The sequence below is a fragment of the Streptomyces sp. NPDC031554 genome, assembly GCF_055580685.1.
Map to the genome: position 1 here is coordinate 170411 of NZ_JBVIKX010000004.1, position 26279 is coordinate 196689.

Genomic DNA, 26279 nt, shown 5'->3' on the forward strand with positions numbered 1-26279 from the left:
TGGGTACCTCGAGATGACGCGGGGAAAGACGGGGACGGGAGTACGGGACCTCGCGGAGGCGGGACGACCGGGCGAGGGCGTGCGGGCCGGGGCCGGACGGCGCGGCCCGCGCGGCCCGCCGGACAGGGCCGCGGGCGGCCGGTGCCGGCCGGAGCGGCCCGCGGGACGGACCGCGCACGGGCCGTGCGGACGCGGGACGCGGCGACGGCCCGCTCGCCCGGCCGCGGCGGGCCGCCCCGGCCGGGTTCGCCCGCCTCACTTGCCGTAGGCGAGCATCAGCTTCTCCTTCGCGTCGTCGCTGCCCGCCAGCCGGGTGGTGGAGAGGTAGAAGCGGCCGTCCGTCCAGGCGAGGTCGCGGGAGAAGAAGCTGTCCTCGAGCGCGATCGTGCTCTTCGGCATCTGGAGCAGCGTCGACGGCGTGTGCGCGGCACCGGCGGTCGGGATCGCCACGACCCGCCCGGCGGCGTCGTACGACGGCTCGACGTAGGCGACGAGGTTGCCGCCCTCGACGGTCACCGGCAGCATCGACTCGTCCGCCGGGGACTTCACGCGCCACTTCTCCTTGCCGGTGGCGAGGTCGATCGCGACGATCTCGTTGGCCCCGGTGGTCGCCTTCGTCGGCAGGTAGAGGGTGTTCGCGTCGGCGGCCGTGCCCTTGCAGCCGGTCAGGTTGCGCTGGAGGATCGCCCAGCCGCACTCGGGGGCGAAGTCCTCGTCGACGCCGACCTGCGAACGGAACGTGCCGTCCGGCTTGAGCGTCGAGATGTTCCAGGTGTTCTTGTCCTTGTTGGTGCTGTAGACGACCAGCGGGTCCAGGGAGTAGGCGCGCGCGATCCTCCAGCCCTTGTCGAACTTCTGGGTCCACCTGACCTTGCCGGTCGCCGGGTCCAGTTCCTGCAGCTCGTCGTGCTCGCCGGCCCCGGACGCGTCGCAGGAGGCCACCGAGATCAGCTTGGCGCCGCCCGCGAACGCGGTCGGGAAGCAGGCGTCGCCGTACTTCTTCTTCTCCCAGAGCTTCTTCCCGGTGTTCACGTCGTACGCGGTGCCCGACTGCGAGCGGCCCACCATCAGCGTGTTGCCCGCGACGGACAGCTCGATGGTGATGGCGCTGTCGAACAGCGCGCCGTCGGGCACCGTCCCCGTCCAGCCCTTGGCACCGGTCACGAGGTCGATCTGCTGGAGCTGGTTGCACTTGGCGCGGTCGCTGGTGCCGTTCATGTACGCCACGACGACCTTGTCGGCCGCCGTCTTGACCGGGGTGACCGCACAGATCTTCTGCGGCAGGACGATGGTGTCCCAGGCGGGCTTGCCGTCACCGACGCCGTAGCCGACGACCTCCTTGTAGGCGGCCTTCACCGCGGTCCTGGAGGTGATCCACATGCCGGGGGCGTCGGCGCCGGAGGCGGGCGCGTCGGGCGCCTCCTTGTACCAGAGCACCTTGGCCTCGCCGGACTTGCGGTCGGCGTTGAAGTCCTCGGGGTCCTCGCCGCCGTCGCCGCTGCCGTCGCCCGGGTTGACGGGGCTGTCGCTCGCCGACGGCTTGCCGTCGTCGCTCGGCGCGGCGACCGGCTTCTTCTCGCCGCCGCCGTCGTCACCGCCGGTGACCGCGATCACCGTCCCGCCGATCACCAGCAGCGCCGCCACCGCGGCGGCGCCGACGGCCAGGGCGGGCTTGCCCTTGAAGGGGTTGCGGGAACCGGACCGCGGAGTGCCGGGGGCTCCGGGGAACTGGGGCGGCGGGTAGCCGTAGCCGGGCTGCTGCCCGTAGGGACCGGCCGGCTGCCCGTACGGGCCCGGCTGCTGCGGCGGCCCGTACGGACCCGGTGCGCCGTAGGGGCCGCCCTGCTGGGCGTACGGCCCCGGCTGCGGGGGCTGCTGCGGGTGGCCGTAACCGGGCTGCGGCGGCTGGGCGGGCGGGCCCGGCGGCGGCCCGTCCGGCATCCGCGGCGCGCCGAAGCCGCCCTGCGGCGGCGGGGGCGGCTGGTCCTGCGGCCGGCCCTGTGGTGCTCCGAAGCCGCCCTGCGGCGGCGGCTGGTTGGGCGGCTGAGTCATCAGCGTCTCCCCCTCGCTCACTGATTTTTAGCCACGCCCCGAGGCTCGTGACGGGTCCGGACTCGTGCTCGGAAAGTCCCGGACGGCCCTTTCTATCACCCGGCACCGACGGCGAAGGGGCCCGCGTCCGCCCCTGTTCCCAAGGGAGGACCGGGCCGTGATGCCGCCGTTATGCGCCTTCACGCCCCCTTCACGCGGCGCGCGCGCCGTTGCCGTGCGCGGGCGGCGCACCCCGTCCGTGCCCGGCGCCCGCCCGCGGAGTCCCCCGGCTCCGCGTGGGCGGGTTTCGGTCACGCCGGTCGGCTCACGCGTCCTCGGCCAACTCCAGCCAGCGCATCTCGAGTTCCTCCCGCTCGCCGGCCAGGGAACGCAGTTCGGCGTCCAGTTCGGCGACCTTCGCGAAGTCGGTGGCGTTGTCGGCGATCCGCGCGTGGAGCTTGGTCTCCTTCTCGGAGACCTTGTCCAACTGGCGCTCGATCTTCTGCAGTTCCTTCTTGGCCGCGCGCTGGTCGGCGGCGCTCTTCTCCGGCGCCGCCTTCTGCTGCACGGCGGGCGCGGCGGCGGCCGCGGCCTCCTCCATCCGCAGGCGGCGCTCGATGTACTCGTCGATGCCGCGCGGGAGCATGCGCAGGGCCGAGTCGCCGAGGAGGGCGAAGACGCGGTCCGTGGTCCGCTCGACGAAGAAGCGGTCGTGGGAGATGACGATCATCGAGCCGGGCCAGCCGTCGAGGAGGTCCTCCAACTGCGTGAGGGTCTCGATGTCGAGGTCGTTGGTGGGCTCGTCGAGGAAGAGGACGTTGGGCTCGTCCATCAGCAGCCGCAGGATCTGCAGGCGGCGGCGCTCACCGCCGGAGAGGTCCCCGACCGGTGTCCACTGCTTCTCCTTGCCGAAGCCGAACGTCTCGCACAGCTGCCCGGCGGTCATCTCGCGGCCCTTGCCGAGGTCGACGCGCTCGCGCACCTGCTGGACGGCCTCCAGGACCCGCAGGTTCGGGTCGAGTTCGCCGACCTCCTGGGAGAGGTAGGCGAGTTTGACGGTGCGGCCGACGGCGACCTTCCCGCCGGCCGGCTGGGTCTCGCCCCCGGTGCGGGCGGCGTCGGCCAGGGCGCGCAGCAGCGACGTCTTCCCGGCGCCGTTGACGCCGACCAGGCCGATGCGGTCGCCGGGGCCGAGCTGCCAGGTGACGTGCTGCAGCAGCACCTTGGGGCCCGCCTGGACGGTCACGTCCTCCAGGTCGAAGACGGTCCTGCCGAGTCGCGAGGAGGCGAACTTCATCAGCTCGCTGCTGTCGCGCGGCGGCGGCACGTCGGCGATCAGCTCGTTGGCCGCCTCGACCCGGAAGCGGGGCTTGGAGGTCCGCGCGGGCGCGCCGCGCCGCAGCCAGGCCAGCTCCTTGCGGACCAGGTTCTGCCGCTTGACCTCCTCGGTCGCGGCGATCCGCTCGCGCTCGGCGCGGGCGAACACGTAGTCGGAGTAGCCGCCCTCGTACTCGTGGACGGCGCCGCGCTGCACGTCCCACATGCGGGTGCAGACCTGGTCGAGGAACCAGCGGTCGTGGGTGACGCAGACGAGCGCGGAGCGGCGCTCGCGCAGGTGGCGGGCGAGCCAGGCGATGCCCTCGACGTCGAGGTGGTTGGTCGGCTCGTCGAGGACGATCAGGTCCTGCTCGTCGATCAGCAGCTTGGCGAGCGCGATGCGGCGCCGCTCGCCGCCGGAGAGCGGTCCGATGACGGTGTCCAGGCCCTGCGGGAAGCCGGGCAGGTCGAGCCCGCCGAACAGGCCCGTCAGGACGTCGCGGATCTTGGCGTTGCCGGCCCACTCGTGGTCGGCCAGGTCCCGGATGACCTCGTGCCGCACGGTGGCGGCCGGGTCGAGGGAGTCGTGCTGGGTGAGGACGCCCAGGCGCAGCCCGCCGGAGTGCGTGACCCGTCCGGTGTCCGCCTCCTCCAGCTTGGCGAGCATGCGGATCAGGGTGGTCTTGCCGTCGCCGTTGCGGCCCACGACCCCGATCCGGTCCCCTTCGGAGACACCGAGCGAGACGCCGTCGAGCAGCGCACGGGTTCCGTACACCTTGCTGACGTTCTCGACATTGACCAGGTTGACGGCCATTTTTCTCCTGCGCATGGGGGTCGGTCAGCCTTCTAGCCTAGGGCCTGCCGGGCCGGGGACGGGGCGCGAGGAGTTGGTCACTCTTTGTGATGACGTGATCGGGAAGGGGCCGCTACCGTGGAGGGCGGGCAGCAGGATCCCGTCCATGGGAGGAACCATGACCGCCGAGTCCGTAGAGCACCGCGTCCAGTGGCCGGTGCCGCCGCAGGACGGCTACACCGTGGACGACCTGTTCACGCTGCCCGATCTCCCGCCGCACACCGAACTGATCGACGGGAGCCTGGTCTTCGTGAGTCCGCAGCGTCGCTTCCACTTCCTTGTGATCGACCTCCTGGTCGACGGACTGCGCAGTTGCCTCGGCCCCGACTTCAGCGTCGAGCGGGAGATGACCGTCGTCCTGGACCGGCGCAACGGCCCCGAACCCGATGTCAGCGTGGTGCGGGCCGACGCGGTCACCGGGCTGGACCAGACCAGTTTCGAGGCCAAGGACGTCCTGCTCGCCGTGGAGGTCGTCTCACCCGACTCGGAATCCCGGGATCGTACGACCAAGCCGCAGAAGTACGCCTCCGCCGGCATCCCCCACTACTGGCGTGTCGAGCAGGACGGAACGACCGGACGCCCCCTTGTTCATGTGTACGAGCTCGACCCGATGACGCGGTGCTACGTGCACATGGGTATGCAGCGCGACCAGATCAAGGTCGACAAGCCTGCCGCCGTCGCCATCGAGCTGGTCAGGGTCGGCAGCCGTTCCTGATCCCTCGGAGCACCGTCGCCCCCGGTGCCGGGCCCGAGGCCGTGCGCACGCTCCGGCACGTGCCGGACGTCCGCAGCGCCTGCGCGATCTCCTCCGCCGCTTCCGCGTCCCGTGCCAGGAACGCGGTGGTGGGGCCCGAGCCCGAGACGAGGCCGGTGAGCGCGCCGGCCGCCTCCCCCGCCGCGAGCGTGTCCGCGAGTTCGGGGAAGAGGGAGAGGGCGGCGGGCTGCAGGTCGTTGGAGACGGTGGCCGCGAGCGCGTGCGGGTCGCCCTTCGCGAGGGCGTCGAGGAGGTCGCGCGAGGCGACGGGTTCGGGGATGTCGCGGCCCTCGGCGAGACGGTCGAACTCGCGGAAGACGGCCGGGGTCGACAGTCCCCGCTCCGCCATCGCGAACACCCAGTGGAAGGCGCCGCCGGCCTCCAGCGGGGCCAGCCTCTCGCCGCGTCCGGTGCCGAGCGCGACCCCGCCCATCAGGCTGAACGGCACGTCGCTGCCCAGCTCGGCGCAGATCTCCAGCAGTTCGCCGCGGGAGGCACCGGTGCCCCAGAGCGCGTCGCAGGCCAGGAGGGCGCCCGCGCCGTCCGCGCTGCCGCCCGCCATGCCGCCGGCGACGGGGATGTCCTTGACGATGTGCAGGTGCACGTCCGGGACACGGCCGTGGCGCTCGGCGAGGGCGATCGCCGCGCGCGCGGCGAGGTTGGTGCGGTCCAGGGGGACCTGGGCGGCGTCGGGGCCCTCGCAGGTGACGCGGAGCTCGTCGGCCGGGGTGACCGTGACCTCGTCGTACAGGCCGACGGCGAGGAACACGTTGGCCAGGTCGTGGAAGCCGTCCGCGCGCGCGGCGCCGACCGCGAGCTGGACGTTGACCTTGGCGGGCACGCGGACGGTGACGCTCACGCCGTGTCCTCCTGCTTGTTCTCGGCGATCCGGGCGAACTCCTCGACCGTGAGGGACTCGCCGCGCGCCTGCGGGGACACCCCGGCGGCGACCAGGGCCGCCTCGGCGGCGGCCGCCGACCCGGCCCACCCGGCGAGCGCGGCCCGCAGGGTCTTGCGGCGCTGGGCGAAGGCGGCGTCGACGACGGCGAAGACCTCCTGGCGGGAGGCCGTGGTCGCGATCGGCTCCGTCCGCCGCACCAGGGAGACCAGCCCGCTGTCCACGTTCGGCGCCGGCCAGAAGACGTTGCGCCCGATGGCGCCGGCCCGCTTGACGTCGGCGTACCAGTTCGCCTTCACGGACGGCACGCCGTACACCTTCGAGCCGGGTCCGGCGGCGAGGCGGTCGGCGACCTCGGACTGGACCATCACGAGGGTCCGCTCGATGCTCGGGAAGGTCTCGAGCATGTGCAGCAGCACGGGCACCGCGACGTTGTACGGCAGGTTCGCCACCAGGGCGGTGGGGGCGGGGCCCGGCAGCCCGGTCACGTGCATGGCGTCGGAGTGCACCAGCGCGAAGCGGTCCGCGCGCAGCGGCATGCGGGCGGTGATCGTCGCGGGCAGGGCGCCCGCCAGCACGTCGTCGATCTCGACGGCCGTGACGCGGTCGGCGACCTCCAGCAGCGCGAGGGTGAGGGAGCCCAGGCCCGGGCCCACCTCGACGACCACGTCCTCGGGGTGCACCTGCGCGGTGCGGACGATACGGCGGACCGTGTTCGCGTCGATCACGAAGTTCTGGCCGCGCTGCTTGGTGGGCCGCACGCCGAGGGCTGCCGCGAGCTCGCGGATGTCGGCGGGGCCCAGGAGGGCGTCGGGGGTGGGGCTCGTCACGGGACAAGGGTACGGGGGTGCGGGGGGCCGGACCGCAGGTCCCCGGCGGAGGCCGCGGCGGCGGGCTCACGCGGGGCCCGGGCCCGCCGTCCGCCGCCCACGGGTGGCGGACGGCGCAGGGGCGGACGACGGAGTGCGGACGTCCAGGGCCGGCCCCTCGCGCCCGATGGGCCGGGAGCGGGAGACGGAGAGGTGGGCGCCCTGCGCCCGCACGCCGAACTGTCCGAGCGCCTCCTCGACCGTGCGGGCCGTCGTCCACGCCTCGTGCCGCCGGCCGTCGAGCGTGAGCCGGACGGGGCGGGCGTGGCGCACGGCGATCTCGTCACCGTCGGCGAGGGCCGTGCCGGGGGAGGGCGCCACCATGTCGTGGGCCCCGGTCCGCACGCCCTCCTCCGCCAGCAGCTCGCCCACGTCGTCGGCGAAGGTGTGCAGGGTGCGCGGCCTGCCGTCGACGGTCAGCTCGACCGCCTTGTCCTTCGCGACGAAGGCGGCGGTGCCGCCCGCGAGGAAGGCGACGATCAGGGCCTGGGGCACCAGGGGGAGCAGGGGCAGCAGCCGGCGCATCGGGGAGTCCGCGCGCGCGGCGTCGCGCGTCCTGCGCCGGTGCGCGGCGCGCCCCGTACCCCCACCGGCCCAGGCGCCCGTACCGCTGCCGTCGGCGTACGGCGCCCCCTCCGCCCGGCGCGGCAGCGCCGGACCGGGTGGCCCCGGCGGCACCGCGAGCACCGTCGGCTCGTGGGCGGGCCGGCGGGCGGCCTCGCGGGCCTGCGGCACCCCGTGGGCGACGGTCTCGGCGTTGTGGACGTCGACGTACGTGCCGTCGGCGCCGTACGCGTTGCGCGGGTGGTGCACGTTGCTCACGCCGACACGCTCCAGGGGTCCTGGGGTCCGGAAGGGTCCGGATCGGGCCCCCAGAACCTAGCGGAGCGGCCGTCACTCTCCAAAGCGACGCGACCACCCACCGTGACGGACGGGTGCGGCGGCCGCGGGTCAGTAGCCGAAGGCGCGGGCCGTGTTGGCGGCCAGGGCGCCCGCCAGGGCGTCCTCGTCGATGCCGCGGACGGCCGCCATGGCACGGACCGTGACCGGCACGAGGTAGGGGGCGTTGGGCCGTCCGCGGTAGGGCGCCGGCGTGAGGAAGGGCGCGTCGGTCTCGACGAGGACCAGCTCCAGCGGGGCGACGGCGAGGGCGTCGCGCAGGTGCTGGGCGTTCTTGAAGGTGACGTTGCCCGCGAAGGACATGAAGTAGCCGGCGCGGGCGCAGACCTCCGCCATCCGCGCGTCGCCGGAGTAGCAGTGGAAGACGGTGCGCTCGGGGGCACCCTCCTCCTTCAGCACGCGCAGCACGTCCTCGTGGGCGTCGCGGTCGTGGATGACGAGGGCCTTGCCGTGCCGCTTGGCGATCTCGATGTGGGCGCGGAAGGAGCGCTCCTGCGCGTCCCTGCCCTCGGGCCCGGTGCGGAAGTGGTCGAGGCCGGTCTCGCCGACGCCCTTGACCTCGGGGAGCGCGGCGAGGCGGTCGATCTCGGCGAGCGCCTCGTCGAGCGCCCCGGCGCCCCCGGCCGCGCGCGCCCCCTGCCGGGACCAGCCGTCGGGGTCCCCGAGGACGATGCGGGGGGCCTCGTTGGGGTGCAGGGCGACCGCCGCGTGGACGTTGTCGTACGCCGCCGCCGTCTCGGCCGCCCAGCGGGAGCCGGAGACGTCGCAGCCGACCTGGACGACCGTCGTCACGCCGACCGACGCGGCTTTCGCGAGGCCCTCCTCGACCGTGCCGGACTGCATGTCGAGGTGGGTGTGGGAGTCGGCGACCGGTACCCGCAGGGGGGCCGGGAGCGGCGGCGCCGCGTTCTTGTCGGCGTTCGAAGGCATGCCCCGATCCTACGGAAGGGGCGCGCCGGGCCGTCGGCCGCCGACCGGCCCCGGCGGGCCCGGGGTCAGCCGGCCCGGTGCTGGAAGGGGTGCAGGAGGTCGGCCAGGTGCCAGTGGTGCTGCCGGCCGATCCTGCCCGCTCCCGCCCGCGCCGTCGGCTCCGCCGCGGCCACCGGCGCCTGCACGGGGCCGGCCGGGGGCGCCGGCCGGGGGCGGGCGGCGCTGAGCACGGAGGAGACCTGGCCGGCGCGCATGATGCGCAGGAGGTGCCCGTCGCAGTTGCGGCAGGAGGGGCGGCTCAGCGGGGACGGCACGAACCGCCCGTCCGCCACGTACCGGACGGACTCGTGGCCGTCCGCGTCGGTGTGGTGCTCGATCTCGTACGACTGTTCCCAGCCGTGCCCGCAGCGCATGCAGGCGAAGGAGTACGACTCGTGCACGACGGGGACCGCCGCGCCGCCCGGGCCGCCGCCCCGCCCGGTGATCCCGTCCGTCCCGTCCGTCCCGTCGATTCCGTCCGTCCTGCCGATCCCGCCGGTCTCGCTCATGCAGGCTCCTCTGGTCCGCCGCACGCGGGGACGGATGCGTCCCCGCCTCCAGTGGACCGCCGCGCCGGGGTGGGCGCAGCCGACCTGTCGAGTGTTGGGCCCGATTTGGGCGTTCCTTGCCGAAGCGGGACGGGGGCGACGCGTGGGCTTTGCCGTCGGCGACGGTTCTTTACCCCCTGGTGGGGATGGCTCCCGCCCGGCGGTGACGGGAGGTGACGGGAGGGGTTCAGCCCGCGGCGTTCTTGGCCGCGACGACCGCGTCGAAGACCTCCCGCTTGGGCACCCCGGCCTCCGCCGCCACCGCCGCGATCGCCTCCTTGCGCCGTTCGCCGGCCTCCTCGCGCACCCGCACCCGGCGGACCAGTTCCGCCGCGTCGAGTTCGCCGGGACCGCGCTCGGGGGCCCCGGTCACGACGACGGTGATCTCGCCGCGCACCCCCTCCGCCGCCCACTCCGCCAGCTCGCCGAGCGGGCCGCGCCGGACCTCCTCGTACGTCTTGGTCAGTTCGCGGCAGACGGCGGCGCGGCGGTCGGCGCCGAACACCTCGGCCATCGCGGCGAGGGTGTCGTCGAGCCGGTGCGGGGCCTCGAAGTACACGAGGGTGCGGCGCTCCTCGGCGACCTCGCGCAGCCGCGACAGCCGCTCCCCCGCCTTGCGCGGCAGGAAGCCCTCGAAGCAGAAGCGGTCGACGGGCAGGCCGGACAGCGCGAGCGCGGTGAGGACGGCGGACGGGCCGGGTACGGCGGTGACCCGGACGTCCTTCTCGACGGCCGCGGCGACCAGCCGGTAGCCGGGGTCGGAGACGGACGGCATGCCGGCGTCGGTGACGAGGAGGACGCGGGCGCCGCCGAGGAGGTGGTCGACCAGCTCGGGGGTGCGGGCGGACTCGTTGCCCTCGAAGTAGGAGACGACGCGCCCCTTGGGCGTCACGCCCAGCGCCTGCGTGAGCCGGCGCAGCCGGCGGGTGTCCTCGGCGGCGATGACGTCGGCGCCGGCCAACTCCTCCGCGAGCCGGGGCGGGGCGTCGGCGACGTCCCCGATGGGCGTGCCGGCAAGGACCAGGGTTCCGGGTGCGACTGTCACGTTTCCATCCTCGCAGGGGCCGGGGGACCCTGTTCGACCGGCCGGGCCGCGCCGTCCGCGGCCCGGCATGTCCGGTCGAACAGGCCCATGCACGGGACTCCCACAGCCCTGTTCCCTACGATGGCGCGGTGACCAGTACCGCGTCCTCCACGGACTCCACGGACTACCGGCAGGACCAGGCACCGCAGGACCGGCGGCCGGGTCGGCCGTCACGGCTGCGCCGGTTCGGCTACACGGCGCCGCCGGGCGGTGACGTCCGGGATCGGCTGGTGCCGCCGTTCGCCGAGCCGAGCCCGCGGCTCTGGCAGGCGCTCGGGGTGCCGGCGGGGCTCGCCGGCCGGATCACCCGCTGGTCGGGCTGGCTGGGTCCGCTGCTGGTCACGCTGGTGGCGGGCGTGCTGCGGTTCTGGAACCTGGGCACGCCGAGGAAGGTGATATTCGACGAGACGTACTACGCCAAGGACGCGTGGGCGCTCGTCCACCGCGGCTTCGAGGTGAACTGGGACAAGAACGCCAACGACGTCATCCTGAACAGCGGCGGCCACGTCACGATCCCGACGGACGCGGCGTACGTCGTGCATCCGCCGGTCGGCAAGTACGTCATCGGGCTGGGCGAACTGCTCTTCGGGTTCGACCCGTTCGGCTGGCGGTTCATGACGGCGCTGCTGGGGACCCTGTCGGTCCTGCTGCTGTGCCGGATCGGGCGCCGCCTCTTCCGCTCCACGTTCCTGGGCTGTCTGGCGGGCGCGCTGATGGCGGTGGACGGTCTGCACTTCGTGATGAGCCGCACGGCGCTGCTCGACGGGGTGCTGATGTTCTTCGTGCTGGCGACGTTCGGCTGTCTGGTGGCCGACCGGGACCGGGCGCGCGCACGGCTGGCCGCCGCGCTGCCGGCGGACGCGGACGGCCGTCGCCGCCCCGACGCGCACGTCGCCGAGACCACCCGTCTGGGCCTGCGCCCGTGGCGCTGGGCGGCGGGCGTGATGCTGGGGCTGGCGATCGGCACGAAGTGGAACGGCCTGTACATCATGGTCGCGTTCTGCCTGATGACGGTGGTGTGGGACGTCGCCGCGCGCCGGGTGGCCGGTGCCCGGCACCCGTACCGGGCGGTGCTGAAGCGGGACACGGGCCTGGCGTTCCTGGCGACCGTGCCGGTCGCGCTGGTCACCTACCTGGTGTCGTGGACGGGCTGGATCCTGTCCTCGGACAGCGGTTCGGGCGGCTACTACCGCAACTGGGCGGCGACCGACGGCAAGGGCGGCAGCTGGACCTGGCTGTTCCCGGACTGGCTGCGCAGCCTGTGGCACTACGAGCACGAGGTCTACCAGTTCCACACCCACCTCACCTCGCCGCACACCTACCAGTCGAACCCGTGGAGCTGGCTGGTCCTGGGCCGTCCGGTGTCGTACTTCTACGAGTCCCCGGCGCCCGGCACGGACGGCTGTCCGGTGGACGCGGGTGAGAAGTGCGCGCGCGAGGTGCTGGCGATCGGCACGCCGGTGCTGTGGTGGGCGGCCTGTTTCGCGGTGCTGTTCGTGCTGTGGCGCTGGTTCTTCCGCCGCGACTGGCGGGCGGGCGCGATCGCGTGCGGCATCGCCGCCGGGTACCTGCCGTGGTTCCTGTACCAGGAGCGCACGATCTTCCTCTTCTACGCCGTCGTCTTCCTGCCGTTCCTGTGCCTGGCGGTGGCGATGATGGCCGGGGCGCTGGTCGGCCGGCCGGGATCGAGCGACACCCGGCGGGTGGTGGGCGCGACGGGCGCGGGCGTCCTGGTGCTGCTGATCGCCTGGAACTTCATCTACTTCTGGCCCCTGCACACCGGCACCGCCATCCCGATCGACGACTGGCGGTCGCGGATGTGGCTGGACACCTGGGTCTAGCCGGGCTGACACACCACGAGGGCACGGCGGACTGCCGTGCCCTCGTGGTCGTTGTCGGTGGTTAGCGGTTGCCTCGGACCGCCCGAGGACGACCCGGCTGTGATCATCGACGTTTCGCGATTCACGCCTTCCCAAGTACCGCTCTGGTGGGACAGCCACCGCGCCTTCAACACGCCTCACAACTGCCGCCACGATCAGCCAGGGCTGTCTGCTCCAGGTGCTGCACCGTCTAACCTGCGGAGCATGATTCGTGCGGTGGTGTTCGACGTGGGTGAGTGTCTTGTCGACGAGACCCGGGAGTACGGGACCTGGGCGGACTGGCTGGAGGTGCCGCGGCATACCTTCGCGGCGATGTTCGGAGCGGTCATCGCGCAGGGGCGCGACTACCGCGAGACGTTCCAGGAGTTCCGGCCGGGGTTCGATCTGACCGAGGAGCGCGAGAAGCGCGCGGCTGCCGGGAAGCCGGAATGGTTCGGCGAGGACGACCTCTACTCCGATGTGCGCCCCACGCTGGCCGCATTGCGAGAAGCCGGCCTGTGGGTGGGCATCGCCGGGAACCAGACCGTGCGGGCGGGCGGCCTGCTCCGCGGGCTGGACCTTCCGTCCGACCTGATCGCCACCAGTGACGACTGGGGGACGTCGAAGCCGGACGTGAAGTTCTTCGAGCACGTCATTGAGGCGACGCCTGCCGAGCCGGGCGAGATTCTGTACGTCGGGGACCGGCTCGACAACGACATCCGTCCGGCCGTGCAGGCCGGGCTTCTGACAGCTCTGATTCGGCGTGGGCCTTGGGGCACTATTCAGCAGCGTGACCCGGATGCGGACTCGATCACCACGATGCGCATCGACTCGCTCGCGGAGCTGCCTGAGAAGATCGCCAAGTTCAACGCTGGAGAGCGCTGACAGTCGTTCCCCAGTCATAGAGACGATCGTCGAGGTCTCGGACGCACTGCTCGTTCTGCCATGGGGCGAGCGTGCGTCGGACCTCGCGGATACGCTCCATGCCTGTGGCATACCAGGTGATGGCAAGCTGATCGAGAGCTTGGACGGCGTACCGGCACGCCGCCTCCGGGTGGCCGTCCGAAGCTTCGACCGCGGCGAGATCACCGAGGACGACCGTGCGCTGCTTGTCCGACTCGGGCGGCAGGTCGTCGAGAACCTCCTGAAGAGTCTGGCGGGCTTGTGGCAGGTGGCCGGCCTTCAGCTGTGTGTTCCCTTTGAACGCGGACAGGCGCACGGGGCTGAACCAGTCCAGCCACTCAGGGGTGGGATGCTCGGAACCCGAGGAAAGGGCGTCCTCGGCGTGTCCGATCAGGCGGAGCGCGGTGCGAGGGTCGCCGCATCGGGTCTCGCATTCCGCCTCGACTGCATCCAGCCATGCCCAGAGCTCCGCGGAGGCGTCTCCGCGCCGAGCATAGGTACGGGCGGCCATCATGCGCTCGATCGCCGCTTCCCGGTCATCGGTCCAGCCGGGGATAAAGGCCATGTGCGCGAGGATGGCCGATCCCAGGAGGGGGTCGTCGGCTTCGCCCGCCGCTTGCAGAGCACGCAAGAGGGTTTCCGAGGCTTGGCCGGGCTGGCGTAGGTCGAAGAACTCGATGCGCCCGGCCAGTAGATAGGACTCGGCAAGGGCGCCGGCCAGGGTCTGGCGAGCAGGGTTCGCCGTCTCCGGCAGGAGAGCGCATCCCAGACGGGCGTGCTCCAACACTGCGGGGTGCAGTACAGCAGGGGCTACGGACCAGTAGAGGTGCCGGTGAGAACGGGTGACGGCCTCGAAGTCCTTGCCCACTGTGACCGGCTGCGTTGCGGGGCCCGCCTGGGCGGGGACATTGGCCAGCCGCGCCCCCTTCAGAGGCGCATGCGGGGCGTTGCGGACCGTCGAGCCGGCGTGGCGGCTCTCGCTTCCCCAGGGTGGGGTGAATCCCAAGTCCTCCATGCTCTGGCCCAGGAGGTGGATCAGAACTCGGTGAACGTCAGGCTGAGGCCAGGGCGGTGTCGCGGACTCCCAGCGTCGGATCTGCCGCACGCCAACAGCGAGCCCCCTGATGCCCAGCTTGGGTGCCGTCTTGGTGATGGCGTCGGCCAGAGCCTGTTGTGAGTTGTATCCGGCTGCCAGACGGGCGGACTTGAGTCGGGTGTTGCCTGCGGGACGGGACATGGATCTCCTCCGGAGGACGAGTTCTCGTCAGAGAGTGACATGCGGTGTCCCCACCGCGGCGCAAAATCATCCATGGACGCCCAACAAAGCCCTATGAAAGTCCTCTTGACGACCTGCCAGAGCCCTCGAACAGGACCTGGAGGGCCAGGAAGATGGCGTCCACGAACCGAGGACATCGACCTCGTCACCACACACGGCACCTACCGCTCGTCCAGGTGTTCTGAGCCTGCGCTCATCCTCTTCTGTCCACTGAAAGGGAGTTCGTGATGCTTCGCACGAGCACGACCATCGACAACAGTCACCTCGTCATCGAGACGGGCAGGTCCGTCCCGGACGCCACGACCATCGTGGAGCGCAAGGGCCTCGGCCATCCGGACACCCTCGCCGATCAGCTGGCCGAGCGGCTGTCCCGGGCGTACAGCACCTACACCGTGCAACACTTCGGCGCGGTCCTGCACCACAACTTCGACAAGCTCGCCCTCTTGGGCGGAGCGAGTGAGGTCCGGTACGGAGCCGGCCGCATGACCGCCCCGGTCCGGGTACTCGTCAACGGCCGTGCCGCGCCCATGTGCGGCGGCGAGCGGATCCCCGTCGAGGAGATCGTGGAGGCCGAGGTGCGGGCGTTCTTCGCCCGTCGGCTCCCCGAGGTCTCCGACCACCTCGACATCACCTTCAACATCACCAGTAACTCCAGCCCTGGTGCCGTCCTCACGGGCGACGAGGTGCCCGACCGGACGCGATGGTTCACCCCGCGGTCGATCGACGACCTGCGTGAGCGGCGGGTGCGGCTCTCCAACGACACGTCGCTAGGCACCGGCTGGGCACCGGAGAACGTCTTCGAGTCCTTCGTACGGGATCTGGTCGACCACTTCTCCGGAGAGAGCGACTTCACCCTCTCCCACACCTGGTGTGGGTCGGACGTGAAGCTCATGGGCTACTGGGACGGGGAGCGGGCGGATGTCGTGCTCTGTCTGCCGCAGAAGTCGCGGCACGTCGCGAACCGTGCGGAGTACGTCCAGAACACCGAGAGCGTCCTGGCCGAGTGCTACCGGCTCGCCGGCCTCCACCTGTCCGGCACCGAGGCGAGCTTCCGGCTCAACGCGCGCGACGTGCCGGACAAGGACGAGCTGTACCTCACCTACACCGGGAGCTCGATCGAGTCCGGCGACGAGGGCGTCGTCGGCCGCGGCAACCGCGTCAACGGGCTCATCACGCCCCTGCGGCCGATGAACCTGGAGGGCGCCAACGGCAAGAACCCCGTCTACCACGTGGGCAAGCTCTACAACATCGCCGCACGAAGGCTCGCCCAGCGGCTCCACGAGGCGACGGGAGGGCACGCCGAGGTCCATCTGGTGAGCACCACCGGGCAGCGCCTCGACCAGCCGTGGCGTGTCCTCGTCCGTCTGTCGTCCCCGGACGCCGAAATGGACAAGGTACAGGCGCTGGTGGCGGAGGCGTTGGGCGAGTTTCCGACGCTCACCGACGAGCTGGTCTCCAACGGGATCGTGCTGAGCTGATGAAGAAGCGGATGCTCGACGAGGTCTCCCCGGAATGCCGGCGTCGGCTGGTCACTCACTACGGCCCCGAAGTCTCCGGGTGGCTCGATGCGGTGCCCACCCTGCTCGAGGAGGCTGCGGATCGTTGGAAGCTCACCCTCGACGGCTACCACGACGCCGGGCATGCCTCCGTGATCGTCATGGCCGGAGCCCGCGAAGGCCGTCCGATGCTCCTCAAGGCGTGGGCCGATCCCACACGGTTCCGCAACGAGGTCTCCGCCTTACGCCTGTGGGCGGGCGGGCCTACCACAGGCGTCGTCGAGGCAGCGGACGACTTGGCCGTGGCAGCCCTGGAAATGATCGGGGACCGCGCCGGTGGCGACGAGAGGCCGCCTCGGGAGCTGCAGACCGTGGCCGCCGCTCTCCAGGGTCTTCACACCATCGGTCGGCGTCAGAGTCGACCGCGTGAGCTTCCTTCCCTGACCTCGTACCTGCATCAGGAGGTACGTCCGAGGGTGCGCCGCCGTCTGGAATCGGTCGATGCCGGCCAGTGGCAGGAGCATGTCGACGCGGCTCTCCCGGCCCTCGTGACCCTGGAGGAGGACAGCGGTCGGGAGACGGTCCTGCACGCGGATCTCTACCGCGAGAACGTGCTCTTCGACTGGTTGGGCCACCCGCGCCTGATCGACCCCCTCCCGATGGTGGGCGATGCTGCCTTCGACTGGGCCTTCTGGACCGTGTACTACCAGCTTGGACACGGCACGGACGCCCGTCTGGCCGCTGCCGCCCAGATCTCCCGCTTCCCCGTGCCCGTCCTGGCGCCGTGGTGTCGAGCCCTGGCCCTGGACGGCCTTCTCTTCTACCTCGAAACCGGTGATCCGCGCGCAGCGACGATGGCCGAAGTCCTTGCGCGGCTGTCGGCACCGACCTCAAGGAACCGATGCGGTCGGCTCTGCTGACAGGGAGGTGATACGGATCGGTGAAGGGGCCGCGGTTGCTACCGTCGATCCCGTATCCCACCACTCGCCGGATCAAAAGGATCATCCTCATGCATGATGCCCGCGCCCTGATGGAAATGGGTGCCGAAGCGGTTCGTCGGCTCGCTCGTCGCGGTTACTCCCTGGACCTGTCCGAGCTGGAGTCCCTCCAGTCTCGTCGGAACCAGAACATCCGCTCGGCCGATGAGCTGCGGGCAGAGTCCAAGCGGGTGGCGAGCGAGGTCCAGCAGACGGCCAAGCAGGGCGGCGACATCAGCAAGCTGAAAGAGCGCGCACGCGCGATCAAGGACCAGGTCCGCGACATCGAGGCCGGCCAGGAGAAGATCGAGGCCCAGCTGCGCGACCTGCTCCTGAGCATCCCGAACCTGCCGGACGACTCGGCCCCCGACGGCGACTCCGAGGAGTTCGCCATCGAGATCCGGCGTGTGGGTACGCCACCCACGTTCGCGTTCGAGCCGAAGGACCACGTCGACCTCGGTGAGGCCACGGGCATTCTCGACTTCGCCCGTGCGACGAAGCTGTCCGGCCCGCGCTTCGCGGTCTCCCGCGGCGCCGGCGCCGCCTTGGAGCGGGCCCTGGCCACGCTCTTCCTCGACATCCACACCCGCCGACACGGGTACACCGAGTACGCGGTCCCCTACCTGGTCACCCGCAAGACCATGACCGGCACCGGCCAGCTGCCGAAGTTCGAGGAGGACCTGTTCAAGACCGGTGTCGCCGACCGGGAACTCTTCCTCATCCCGACGGCCGAGGTTCCGCTGACCAACCTCTACGCGGACGAGATCATCCCGCCCGCCGAGCTGCCGCTCGCGTTCACGGCGCACACCCCGTGCTTCCGGTCCGAGGCCGGCTCGTACGGCCGCGACACCCGCGGTCTGATCCGCCAGCACCAGTTCGCGAAGGTCGAGATGGTCAAGATCGTCGACCCGGAGACGGCGGACGCCGAGCTGGAGGAGATGGTCGGTCACGCCGAGGCATGCCTCAAGGAGCTCGGCCTGGCCTACCGGGTCATCAAGCTGCCCGCCGGCGACACCGGCTTCTCCGCCCAGCTCACGTACGACCTCGAGGTCTGGATCCCGAGCCAGAACACGTACCGCGAGATCTCCTCGGTCTCCAACTTCGGAACCTTCCAGGCCCGACGGGCGAACATCCGGACCCGCGGCGAGGACGGCAAGCCCAAGCTCGTCGCCACCCTCAACGGCTCCGGTCTGCCCGTCGGCCGCACCCTGGCCGCGCTCCTTGAGCAGTGCCAGCAGCAGGACGGCTCGATCGTCCTGCCCGAATCACTCTTCCCGTATCTCGGCTTCCGCCGTATCTCGGCGGACGGAACACCGGAGGCATAACGTGCTCGTCGGCGTCTGCGACTTCCCTGGCAGCTACGCCTTTCCACCCGCCGAATACGGCGGGATCGAACGATGGCTGTGGGCGGTCGCCGTAGGCGCCCGGGCCGCAGGCGCCGACGTACACCTCCTCGGGCCGGGCTGGCTCACGGACCTGGAGCACGACTGGGTCCGCAAGCCGGTCCGACTGGAGGACATCTCCACCGGATCGCTCGCCGAGCGCGAGCTGCGCGACACCGGGTACGACCTCCTGGTCGTCGGCCACGAGTACCCGTCGCTTCCCGCGTGGACGCGCACCTGGAACGAACTGGACTGCGACGTCGCCACCTTCCAGCACTCGCCCGTCTTCCAGCACACCGCCACCGCCTTCGACGGCCGGCGGTCGCGGCTCTACTGCTACTCGCCCGAAATGATCGAACGGTATGCGGACCACCGGCCGATCCCTGAGCTCGCCGTCCACCTCGGCCTCGACGAGGAGGAGCCGCCGGCCATCGCGGGCACCGATCTCGTCTGGCTCGGCCGGATCGACGAGGAGAAGGCACCACACCTCGCGGTGCGGGCGGCCCAGATCCTCGGTCGCCGCATTCGGATCGTCGGTCCCGTCTTCGACGAGGCGTACTTCCGACGCCACGAACGGCTCTTCAGCGCCGACCACGTGAAGTGGATCGGCGAACTCGGCGGTCCCGCCAAGACCGCAGCCATCGCCGACGCCTCGGTCCTCGTCTACACGTACGCCCGCACGTACGTGGAAGCCGGTGCCGCGGTCTTCGGAGAATCCCTCCGCGCCGGCACTCCCATGGCCGCCCTGACCTGGCGCGAAGGAACCTGTGCTCACGCCGCCCTGTGCGAAGAAACGGGCGTGGTCGCGGTCGTCGACCCCAGGGAGGAGGACGAGATCGCGGCACGAAGGCTCGCCGACGCGATCGAACGGGTGGAAAGCCTCGACCACCAACGCGTCCAGGTGATCGGCATGCAGCGCTTCGCCCCGGTGCGCCACTTCCAGGCGATGTCGGCCCGATCGTGCTGACCCGCGCCGCCGCCACTGTCGGAGGCGACCTGGTCCAGCGGATACCCGGCGTACTGAGCGCCGCGTTGGGCCCCCACTGGGAGTTCACCATCGACGGCCTCCACATCGAGATTCTTCACCCCCACCGAGGCAGTCCCTACCAGCCGCCACGCAGATCACCCACGTGGAGGGGGATCCTCGGCTCCCTGGAGGCAGGCTTCGCGAAGGACGGCGCCCCACGTGACGCCTGCCTCCCGCTCCGGTGGGGCAGGGAGACCGAACTGACGATCTCTGCTGTCCAGGCCCTGGACCCGGTCCTCAAGGACGGCCAAACCCGCACGTATCGAAGCGGATTCATACCGCAGCCGGTCGTCCGCTTCACCGGCCAACGGGACATGGAAGGCCAGTTGATGGACGGTTTCCTCACCTCCTTTGTCAACGTCTCCCGAGTCCAACCCATAAGCGGCCTGGACGAGTACGGCGCCATCCTCGATGGCTGGCTGACCGTCCTCTCCCGGCTCGGCTTCCACGCACGGCATCTGAGCATCTTCGGGACGCTGGCTCCGTGGCGTCGACGGCAGGTCGAAGGCATCACACTGCGTTTCCGCCATCTGGATCTCACCCTCGGCGACATCGTCCTCCTGTGGAACACGGATCACCCGGACCGGATGGCCGTTGACCTCGGCACCGGGCTGGAACGCCTGGCCTGGGCGCGTACCAGGGCTAATTGGCACCCCCTGATCTTTGGGCGCTTCGCACAGGTGGCGACACCACCGACGCTGGATGCCATCCGTACCGCCACGCTCCTGCTCGGCCATGGGATCGTCCCAACAGCTCGGGGTGCCGGCGGAGTCACACGGCGCGTCATAGGCGCCATCGATCCCGAAGCCGCCCGCCTCGGCGTCAGCGCCATGGTTCGAGCCGTCCACGACTACTGGTCGCTCTTCAGCGCCTTGCGCGCTCCGTGGCCGGAGATCGCTCGCGTCATCGAGGGCGAGGGGAAGACGAAGTGCTCAGCCCTGGCGGTATAGCAGTTGCTTGCATCGCTGGTTCTCGACCCAAGCGTCGAAACGGCTGAAGCCAGTAGGCCGAGCCGTAAACGCGAAGGTCGAACGACGAGCAATGGATGGGGTGCGAGGTTCGGCAACTCAGGAAGGACGTCGTCCATCCGCAAGTCGGTGAGTATGGTAAGGCCCGGCCCCTTTGAGCACGATGGGTGAGTGCGGCAAGGTCAGGTGGTCAAGGAGGCCCGGTCGCTCCTGAAGGATCGCGACCGTTGCCGGTGGCGTTCCGGCGCTGCCGAGATCGCTCTCAGCGTGCAGCGCCGCCACCGGTCCGAGGGCGCCCGCCAAACCGGTTGTCAGCGAGATGCTCGGGGCTGTGAGTCCGGCAACTGGCTGACTGCCAGGATGCGCCACTTCTGGCCCCTGTACACAGGGACCGACATCCCGATCGACGACTGGCGTTCATGTATGTGGTTGGACACCCGGGGCTAACGATTGCGACAACTCCTGTCCCGCGGGCCCCTCTTCCGCTTACGGTGAGTGCCGGGGAAGCCTTCTGAACGCGTTCAGAAAGGTTGGCCGGGTCAACGGGGAGGACAGTTCATGCGCAAGGGGGCCAAGGCCGCGATCGTCGGTTCGGTGTTCGCCGTCATGGTGGGCGGGGCCGGGTACGGCGCCTTCAACATCGTGAACGCACTGGACGAGGACGGCGGCGCGCCGGGCGCGGACGGGCCGGCCCCCGTGCGGACCGGGCCGCCGAGCGCCGCCGAGGTGAAGGAGACCAGCGCCGCGTTCTTCGCGGCGTGGGAGAAGGGCGAGGCGGCGAGCGCGGCGGCGCTCACGAACAACGCCGGCAAGGCGCGGCCGCTGCTCACCTCCTACGGCCAGGCCGCGCACATCACCGGCGTGCGGATCACGCCGGGTGCGCCGGCCGGGCGCAGCGTGCCCTTCACGGTGAAGGCCACGGTGTCGTACGGGGGGAAGTCCGAGCCGCTCGCCTACGGCAGCCGGCTGACCGTCGTGCGCGGGGTGACCACCGGCAGGGCGCTGGTGGACTGGCAGCCGTCGGTGGTGCACCCCCAGCTCAGGGGCATGGACGACACGCTGGTGACGGGCGAGTCGGCGGCCCCGCCGATCGAGGCCGTGGACCGCGACGGCAAGGTGCTGACGAAGGAGAAGTACCCCTCGCTCGGGCCGATGCTGAACGAGCTGCGCGCCAAGTACGGCGACAAGGCGGGCGGCACGGCCGGTGTCGAGCTGGCGATCCGTCACGCCGTCCCGGACTCCGCGGACACGCCGCTGCTGACCCTGGCGGAGGGCAGGGCGGGCCGGCTGCCCACCACGCTCAGGGCGAGCGCGCAGGCCGCCGCCGAGAAGGCGGTCCTGAAGTACCCCGAGTCGTCGGTGGTGGCCGTCCAGCCCAGCAGCGGTGAGGTGCTGGCGGTCGCCAACAACCGCAACGACGGCTGGAACGCGGCCTTCCTGGGGCAGGTGGCCCCCGGCTCCACCATGAAGATCGTCAGCGCGGCCACCCTCATCGACAACGGCATCACCACCGCGACCGGCCCGGCGCCCTGTCCGGCCGAGGCGACCTGGCAGAGCCAGACCTTCGGCAACATCAAGGACATGCCGCCGAACGAGAAGGCGACGCTCTCCGAGAGCTTCGCGCGCTCCTGCAACACCGCCTTCGTGAAGTACGCGGACGAGGTGAAGGCGGACTCCCTGACCGACGAGGCCAGGGACCGTTTCGGGATCGGTCTCGACTGGAAGACCGGCATCCCCTCCTTCGACGGCTCCGTCCCGGCCTCCGGCGGCCCGGACACCGCGGCCAACATGATCGGCCAGGGCCAGGTCCAGATGAACCCGCTGAACATGGCGTCGGTGACGGCGACCGCGGCGACGGGCGCCTTCCGGCAGCCGGTGATCGTGCCGCGCGGCCTCGACGGCCGCGAACTCGCCCACGCGCGCGGACTGCCGGCGAGCACCGTGCAGCAGCTGCGCGCCATGATGAACCGCACCGCGACCAGCGGCACGGCGGCCCGGGTGATGGCGGGCCTGAGCGGCCGGATCGGCGCGAAGACGGGTTCGGCGGAGGTCGACGGCAGGGCGAGCTCCGACAGCTGGTTCACCGGCTACCGCGACGACGTGGCCGCCGCGGCGATGGTCCAGGACGGCGGTCACGGCACCGACGCGGCCGGCCCGATCGTGGCGGCCGTACTGCGGTCGGGCGCCTGAGGACACCCGTAAGGCGTGGGTGACGTCACACGTGACGTCACCTCACGGGCGGGGACTCTAGGCTGGGCGCCGTCGTCGGTGCCGTCGGGAGGACCCGCCCGGCGGCGGGACGACTCACCCGGCGGGGACAGTGGGGCGAGGCGGCCCCCCGTAGAGCACGGAGGATCGCGGGCTGTGGGCAAGAGAAGGCGCGTCGCCGAGCGACGGAGCAAGCAGCCGGCCGTGGTCGGCGGCATGATCGCCGTCGTCGTCGCGGGCGCGGGCCTCGCCGGCTACGCGCTGTACGGCGGCGGAGCGGCGGCCGAGGACGGTCCGTCGGAGGCGCGCAAGCCCAAGGTCCCTACCGGTCCGCTGTCGGCGACCGAGGTCACCACCGCCGCCGCGTCGTTCCTCACGGCCTGGCAGCGGGGCGAGGTCGCCGAGGCCGCGGCCGCCACCGACGACCCGGCGGCCGCCACCGCCCTGCTCACCGGCTGGACCAAGGACGCCCGTGTCACCGGCGCCACCCTCACGGCCGGCGAGCGCGCGGGCGACAAGGTGCCCTTCGCCGTGAAGGGCACGGTCACCTTCGGCAAGAAGAGCGAGCCGGTGGCGTACGACAGCGCACTGACCGTGGTGCGGCGGGCGAAGGACGGCAAGCCGCTCGTCGACTGGCACGCCTCCGTGGTCCACCCCGACCTGGCCGACGGGGACACCCTGGTGACCGGTGAGGCGGGCGACCCGCCCGTCAGGGCGCTCGACCGCGACGGCGGTGAGCTGACCACGAAGAAGTACCCGTCCCTGGGCACCGTCCTGGACGGGCTGCGCGAGAAGTACGGAGAGAAGGCCGGCGGCACGGCGGGGGTCGAGCTGCGGGTGGTGCGCGGCAAGGCCTCGAAGGCGAAGAAGGCCTCCGACAAGACGCTGCTGGAGCTGAGCGAGGGCACGCCCGGCACCGTGCGGACCACGCTGAGCCCGTCCCTGCAGGCCGCCGCGGAGAAGCAGGTCGCGGGCGTCGCACGGGCGTCGGTCGTGGTGACCCGCGCCTCCACGGGCGAGATCCTGGCCGTGGCCAACAGCAACCCGAACTTCAACACGGCGTTCCAAGGCTCGCTGGCGCCCGGCTCCACCATGAAGGTCATCACCTCCTCGCTGCTCATCGAGAAGGACCTGGCGTCGGCGGACAAGGCGCACCCGTGCCCGAAGTACTTCAGTTACGGCGGCTGGAAGTTCCAGAACGACGACAAGTTCGAGATCAAGGGCGGCACCTTCAAGGCGAGCTTCGCGCGCTCCTGCAACACGGCCTTCATCAGCCAGGCGGGCGAGCTCGACGACGACAGCCTGACCAAGCAGGCCCAGCAGGTCTTCGGCCTGTCGTCGAACAACTGGTCGGTCGGTGTGCCGACCTTCGACGGCTCGGTGCCGGTCCAGTCGAAGGCTCAGAAGGCGGCGGAGCTGATCGGCCAGGGCGGGGTGCGGATGAACCCGCTGAACATGGCGTCGGTGGCGGCCACGGTGAAGTCGGGCACCTTCCACCAGCCGTACCTGGTCGCCCCGTCGGTCGACGGCCGCAGCCTGGCGAAGGCCCCGCGCACGATGTCCGCGGACACGCTGTCGCAGCTGCGGGAGCTGATGAACTACACGGCCTCGCACGGCACGGCGGCCGGGGCGATGGCCGGGCTCGGCCCGGACTACGGCGCCAAGACGGGCTCCGCCGAGGTCGACGGGCAGAAGGAGCCCAACGGCTGGTTCACGGCCTACCGCGGCGGCCTCGCGGCGGCGGGCGTGGTGCAGCAGGGCGGTCACGGCAGCGAGTCGGCGGGACCGATCGTGGCGGCCCTGCTGAAGGCGGGCGGCTAGGGTCTTCCGTTTGGATCGGGCCGGATCGGGGAGCGGGGTCCGGTGCCGTGCCTCGCGAGGCGGAGGAGGGAGTCGGGGCGGCGCCCTGGCGACCGACGACGACGCGGCGGGGTGCGGTGCCGGGGCCTGCGAGCCCGGCCTGATCCGAACGAGAGGCCCTGGGCCGAGAGGCCGGGGCCGACGGCGGGGCGCTCGTCCCGGGCCGCCCGGGGCAGACCGCCCGGACGAACGGCCGGTGCGAACGGCCGGGGCGAGCGGCTGGGACAGGCGGCCAGGGCGAACGGCCGAAGCGACCGGGGCAGGCGTCCGGCCCGACGGCCGGCACAGGCGGACCGGCCGGCCGGTGCGAGCGGCTGGGGCGAGCCGGCCGGGGCGGGCCGGCCGGGGCGGGCCGGCCCACGCAGCCGACCGGGGCCGGGACCGGCCACCGGCGCAAGCGGCCGGGGCGGACCGGTCGAGGCGGAGCGGCCGGGGCGGACCGGTCGAGGCGGAGCGGCCGGGGCGCGGTCAGCGGGTCAGCTGGCGGCCCGCCGTGCTCGTCGCCGTGTAGGTGCGGCGCAGGAAGCGCAGCAGCGCCTTGGACTCGAACTGCACGACCGAGACGCCCTGCGGGGAGTGGAACTCCACGATGGCCTGGACGCGTCCGCAGGGCCAGACGCGGACCTCGCCGCTGCCGGCCGGGGCGCGCAGCCCCTGCTCCAGGAGGGTGCGGGCGATGCTCCGCTCCCGGCCTCCGGGCAGCCCCACGTGAACGGTGCGCGGGTCGTGGTCGGGGTCGTAGCGCAGGACGACGGGGACGGCGCTGCGTTCCTCCTCGGTCAGGTCCGCGTCCGTGACGATGTGGGCTCGCGCGTACTGCTCGACTACAGACATCTGCCGCCCTCTCACGCTGTGTGACGTGTGCGGAAGCCGTGCGTCCACCCCTTCTCCAATGTCGCACATTTCCCCGGTCCCGCCCTGCGGGGCGGGGGCATCTCACATGTGCGATACACGGACTTCATTCGGCACCTCGTCCCACGTCCCGCATCAGGACTCCCTCGCTCTTGCAACCCCTTCGCATTAAGCCACTATCATCGAACGGTGCACGTACCCGACGGATTCATCAACGCCCCGACCTCCGCCGTGACCGGAGTCGTCGCCGCGGGCGCCATCGCCGTGAGCCTGCGCGGCGCGCGCCGCGAGCTCGACGAGCGCACGGCACCGCTGGCCGGTCTGGTGGCCGCCTTCATCTTCGCCGTACAGATGCTCAACTTCCCCGTCGCGGCCGGAACAAGCGGCCATCTGCTCGGCGGCGCCCTCGCGGCGATACTCGTGGGCCCCTTCACCGGGGTCCTGTGCGTGTCCGTCGTGCTGCTGATGCAGGGCATCCTCTTCGCCGACGGCGGCCTGACCGCGCTCGGCGTGAACATCACCGACATGGCGGTCGTGACGACGGTGGTGGCCTACGCCGTCTTCCGCGGCCTGCTGAGGGTCCTGCCGCGCGGGCGCCGTTCCGTCACCGCCGCCTCCTTCGTCGCCGCGCTGCTGTCCGTGCCGGCGGCGGCCCTCGCCTTCACGCTGGTGTACGCGGTCGGCGGCACCACCGACGTGGCGATCGAGAAGGTGGCCGGCGCGATGATCGGCGTGCACGTGCTGATCGGCGTCGGCGAGGCCGCGATCACCGCGCTGACGGTCGGCGCCGTCATCGCCGTACGGCCCGACCTCGTCCACGGGGCGCGCGGGCTGCGGCAGCGGCTCCGGCTGCGGGTGCACGGCGAGCTCGTGGACGTGCCCGCCGAGGGGGCTCCCGCGGCGGCGCCGGCCGCGGCGCGCGCCTCCCGCCGCACGCTGTGGGCGACCGGCCTGGTCACCTCCCTCGTCCTCGCCGGCTTCGTCAGCTTCTACGCCTCCTCGGACCCGGACGGCCTGGAGAAGGTCGCCGCCGACAAGGGCATCGACCGCAAGACCGAGGAACACGCCGCCGCGGACTCCCCGCTCGCCGACTACGGCGTCCAGGACGTCGACGACGCCCGGCTGTCCGGCGGACTCGCGGGCGTCATCGGTGTCGGCACGACCGTCGTCGCGGGCAGCGCCGTGTTCTGGGCGGTGCGCCGCCGGCGCGGCGCCGACGCCTCCCCGGCCGCCGTCGAGAACGTCTGA

Annotated in this window: 20 protein-coding genes and 1 pseudogene; 11 read left to right on the forward strand and 10 right to left on the reverse strand. The window is 71.8% G+C overall.

Annotated elements, in window-relative coordinates:
* Positions 1–255: 255 nt before the first annotated feature.
* Both ACZ5FU_RS12705 and ACZ5FU_RS12710 read right to left on the reverse strand, forming a co-directional pair.
* On the reverse strand, positions 256–2052 hold the full coding sequence (locus ACZ5FU_RS12705; protein ID WP_451527473.1) for an outer membrane protein assembly factor BamB family protein: 1797 nt from the start codon (positions 2050–2052) through the stop codon (positions 256–258).
* Between the two features lie 304 nt (positions 2053–2356).
* Positions 2357–4162, reverse strand: a complete 1806-nt coding sequence (locus ACZ5FU_RS12710; protein ID WP_451527474.1) for an ABC-F family ATP-binding cassette domain-containing protein — start codon at positions 4160–4162, stop codon at positions 2357–2359.
* 157 nt (positions 4163–4319) lie between these two features.
* Between ACZ5FU_RS12710 and ACZ5FU_RS12715 the strand changes: the two genes are divergently transcribed.
* Positions 4320–4916 (forward strand): Uma2 family endonuclease, encoded by a 597-nt coding sequence (locus tag ACZ5FU_RS12715; protein ID WP_451527490.1) that lies wholly within the window; start codon positions 4320–4322, stop codon positions 4914–4916.
* Here the strand turns inward: ACZ5FU_RS12715 and ACZ5FU_RS12720 are convergent.
* The 6 genes and pseudogenes from ACZ5FU_RS12720 to rsmI form a co-directional block, all read right to left on the reverse strand.
* Positions 4894–5814, reverse strand: a complete 921-nt coding sequence (locus ACZ5FU_RS12720; protein ID WP_451527475.1) for a 4-(cytidine 5'-diphospho)-2-C-methyl-D-erythritol kinase — start codon at positions 5812–5814, stop codon at positions 4894–4896. The genes ACZ5FU_RS12715 and ACZ5FU_RS12720 overlap by 23 nt on opposite strands.
* The gene (gene rsmA / locus ACZ5FU_RS12725; RefSeq protein WP_451779121.1) at positions 5811–6683 is read right to left on the reverse strand and encodes a 16S rRNA (adenine(1518)-N(6)/adenine(1519)-N(6))-dimethyltransferase RsmA; all 873 of its coding nucleotides are present in this window, start codon (positions 6681–6683) and stop codon (positions 5811–5813) included. The genes ACZ5FU_RS12720 and rsmA overlap by 4 nt, the downstream gene beginning before the upstream one ends.
* A gap of 93 nt (positions 6684–6776) precedes the next feature.
* A pseudogene (locus ACZ5FU_RS12730) lies at positions 6777–7544 on the reverse strand (ubiquitin-like domain-containing protein); the annotation flags it as partial.
* Positions 7545–7673: 129 nt separating this feature from the next.
* Complete coding sequence (locus ACZ5FU_RS12735) at positions 7674–8552, reverse strand: TatD family hydrolase (protein WP_451527478.1); 879 nt, start codon at positions 8550–8552, stop codon at positions 7674–7676.
* A 65-nt stretch (positions 8553–8617) separates the two neighbouring features.
* Positions 8618–9100 carry a hypothetical protein gene (locus tag ACZ5FU_RS12740; protein WP_468834680.1) on the reverse strand — a complete coding sequence of 161 codons (483 nt, stop codon included), beginning with the start codon at positions 9098–9100 and terminating at the stop codon, positions 8618–8620.
* 226 nt (positions 9101–9326) lie between these two features.
* Positions 9327–10184 carry a 16S rRNA (cytidine(1402)-2'-O)-methyltransferase gene (gene rsmI / locus ACZ5FU_RS12745; RefSeq protein WP_451527480.1) on the reverse strand — a complete coding sequence of 286 codons (858 nt, stop codon included), beginning with the start codon at positions 10182–10184 and terminating at the stop codon, positions 9327–9329.
* Positions 10185–10312: 128 nt separating this feature from the next.
* Here rsmI and ACZ5FU_RS12750 point away from each other — a divergent pair, with 128 nt between their 5' ends.
* Positions 10313–12064 (forward strand): dolichyl-phosphate-mannose--protein mannosyltransferase, encoded by a 1752-nt coding sequence (locus tag ACZ5FU_RS12750; protein ID WP_451527481.1) that lies wholly within the window; start codon positions 10313–10315, stop codon positions 12062–12064.
* Positions 12065–12307: 243 nt separating this feature from the next.
* Complete coding sequence (locus ACZ5FU_RS12755) at positions 12308–12967, forward strand: HAD family hydrolase (RefSeq protein WP_451779201.1); 660 nt, start codon at positions 12308–12310, stop codon at positions 12965–12967.
* On the opposite strand, the gene ACZ5FU_RS12760 is transcribed toward ACZ5FU_RS12755, so the two are convergent.
* Entirely contained in the window at positions 12948–14222 is a 1275-nt protein-coding gene (locus ACZ5FU_RS12760; protein ID WP_451779169.1) for a transcriptional regulator, read from the reverse strand. The two genes, ACZ5FU_RS12755 and ACZ5FU_RS12760, sit on opposite strands and share 20 nt — an antisense overlap.
* Positions 14223–14488: 266 nt before the next feature.
* On the opposite strand from ACZ5FU_RS12760, the gene ACZ5FU_RS12765 reads away from it, so the two are divergent.
* From ACZ5FU_RS12765 to ACZ5FU_RS12795, 7 genes are all read left to right on the forward strand, one after another.
* A complete protein-coding gene (locus tag ACZ5FU_RS12765; RefSeq protein ID WP_469045315.1) occupies positions 14489–15739 on the forward strand; it encodes a methionine adenosyltransferase in 1251 nt (416 codons plus the stop codon).
* A gap of 11 nt (positions 15740–15750) precedes the next feature.
* Positions 15751–16677, forward strand: coding sequence for an aminoglycoside phosphotransferase family protein (locus tag ACZ5FU_RS12770; protein WP_451779174.1), 927 nt, complete (start codon positions 15751–15753; stop codon positions 16675–16677).
* An 89-nt stretch (positions 16678–16766) separates the two neighbouring features.
* On the forward strand, positions 16767–18059 hold the full coding sequence (gene serS / locus ACZ5FU_RS12775; protein WP_451779176.1) for a serine--tRNA ligase: 1293 nt from the start codon (positions 16767–16769) through the stop codon (positions 18057–18059).
* A gap of 1 nt (position 18060) precedes the next feature.
* Positions 18061–19083: a glycosyltransferase gene (locus ACZ5FU_RS12780; RefSeq protein ID WP_469045316.1), complete on the forward strand. Its 1023-nt coding sequence runs from the start codon at positions 18061–18063 to the stop codon at positions 19081–19083.
* A complete protein-coding gene (locus ACZ5FU_RS12785; protein WP_468834691.1) occupies positions 19077–20093 on the forward strand; it encodes a hypothetical protein in 1017 nt (338 codons plus the stop codon). The genes ACZ5FU_RS12780 and ACZ5FU_RS12785 overlap by 7 nt, the downstream gene beginning before the upstream one ends.
* A 576-nt stretch (positions 20094–20669) precedes the next feature.
* The gene (locus ACZ5FU_RS12790) at positions 20670–22301 is read left to right on the forward strand and encodes a penicillin-binding transpeptidase domain-containing protein (protein ID WP_451527482.1); all 1632 of its coding nucleotides are present in this window, start codon (positions 20670–20672) and stop codon (positions 22299–22301) included.
* Positions 22302–22475: 174 nt separating this feature from the next.
* Positions 22476–24140, forward strand: a complete 1665-nt coding sequence (locus tag ACZ5FU_RS12795) for a penicillin-binding transpeptidase domain-containing protein (RefSeq protein ID WP_469045317.1) — start codon at positions 22476–22478, stop codon at positions 24138–24140.
* A gap of 507 nt (positions 24141–24647) precedes the next feature.
* Here ACZ5FU_RS12795 and ACZ5FU_RS12800 read toward each other — a convergent pair.
* A complete protein-coding gene (locus ACZ5FU_RS12800; RefSeq protein WP_451525897.1) occupies positions 24648–25013 on the reverse strand; it encodes an SsgA family sporulation/cell division regulator in 366 nt (121 codons plus the stop codon).
* A 207-nt stretch (positions 25014–25220) separates the two neighbouring features.
* On the opposite strand from ACZ5FU_RS12800, the gene ACZ5FU_RS12805 reads away from it, so the two are divergent.
* The gene (locus ACZ5FU_RS12805) at positions 25221–26279 is read left to right on the forward strand and encodes an energy-coupling factor ABC transporter permease (protein WP_469045318.1); all 1059 of its coding nucleotides are present in this window, start codon (positions 25221–25223) and stop codon (positions 26277–26279) included.

What these genes read in the sequence shown, in the direction of transcription:
- ACZ5FU_RS12705 (WP_451527473.1), bottom strand. Translation starts at nt 2,052, where the DNA reads ATGACTCAGCCGCCCAACCAGCCGCCGCCGCAGGGCGGCTTCGGAGCA.
- ACZ5FU_RS12710 (WP_451527474.1), bottom strand. Translation starts at nt 4,162, where the DNA reads ATGGCCGTCAACCTGGTCAATGTCGAGAACGTCAGCAAGGTGTACGGA.
- ACZ5FU_RS12715 (WP_451527490.1), top strand. Translation starts at nt 4,320, where the DNA reads ATGACCGCCGAGTCCGTAGAGCACCGCGTCCAGTGGCCGGTGCCGCCG.
- ACZ5FU_RS12735 (WP_451527478.1), bottom strand. Translation starts at nt 8,552, where the DNA reads ATGCCTTCGAACGCCGACAAGAACGCGGCGCCGCCGCTCCCGGCCCCC.
- ACZ5FU_RS12740 (WP_468834680.1), bottom strand. Translation starts at nt 9,100, where the DNA reads ATGAGCGAGACCGGCGGGATCGGCAGGACGGACGGAATCGACGGGACG.
- ACZ5FU_RS12755 (WP_451779201.1), top strand. Translation starts at nt 12,308, where the DNA reads ATGATTCGTGCGGTGGTGTTCGACGTGGGTGAGTGTCTTGTCGACGAG.
- ACZ5FU_RS12760 (WP_451779169.1), bottom strand. Translation starts at nt 14,222, where the DNA reads ATGTCCCGTCCCGCAGGCAACACCCGACTCAAGTCCGCCCGTCTGGCA.
- ACZ5FU_RS12765 (WP_469045315.1), top strand. Translation starts at nt 14,489, where the DNA reads ATGCTTCGCACGAGCACGACCATCGACAACAGTCACCTCGTCATCGAG.
- ACZ5FU_RS12770 (WP_451779174.1), top strand. Translation starts at nt 15,751, where the DNA reads ATGCTCGACGAGGTCTCCCCGGAATGCCGGCGTCGGCTGGTCACTCAC.
- serS (WP_451779176.1), top strand. Translation starts at nt 16,767, where the DNA reads ATGCATGATGCCCGCGCCCTGATGGAAATGGGTGCCGAAGCGGTTCGT.
- ACZ5FU_RS12790 (WP_451527482.1), top strand. Translation starts at nt 20,670, where the DNA reads ATGCGCAAGGGGGCCAAGGCCGCGATCGTCGGTTCGGTGTTCGCCGTC.
- ACZ5FU_RS12800 (WP_451525897.1), bottom strand. Translation starts at nt 25,013, where the DNA reads ATGTCTGTAGTCGAGCAGTACGCGCGAGCCCACATCGTCACGGACGCG.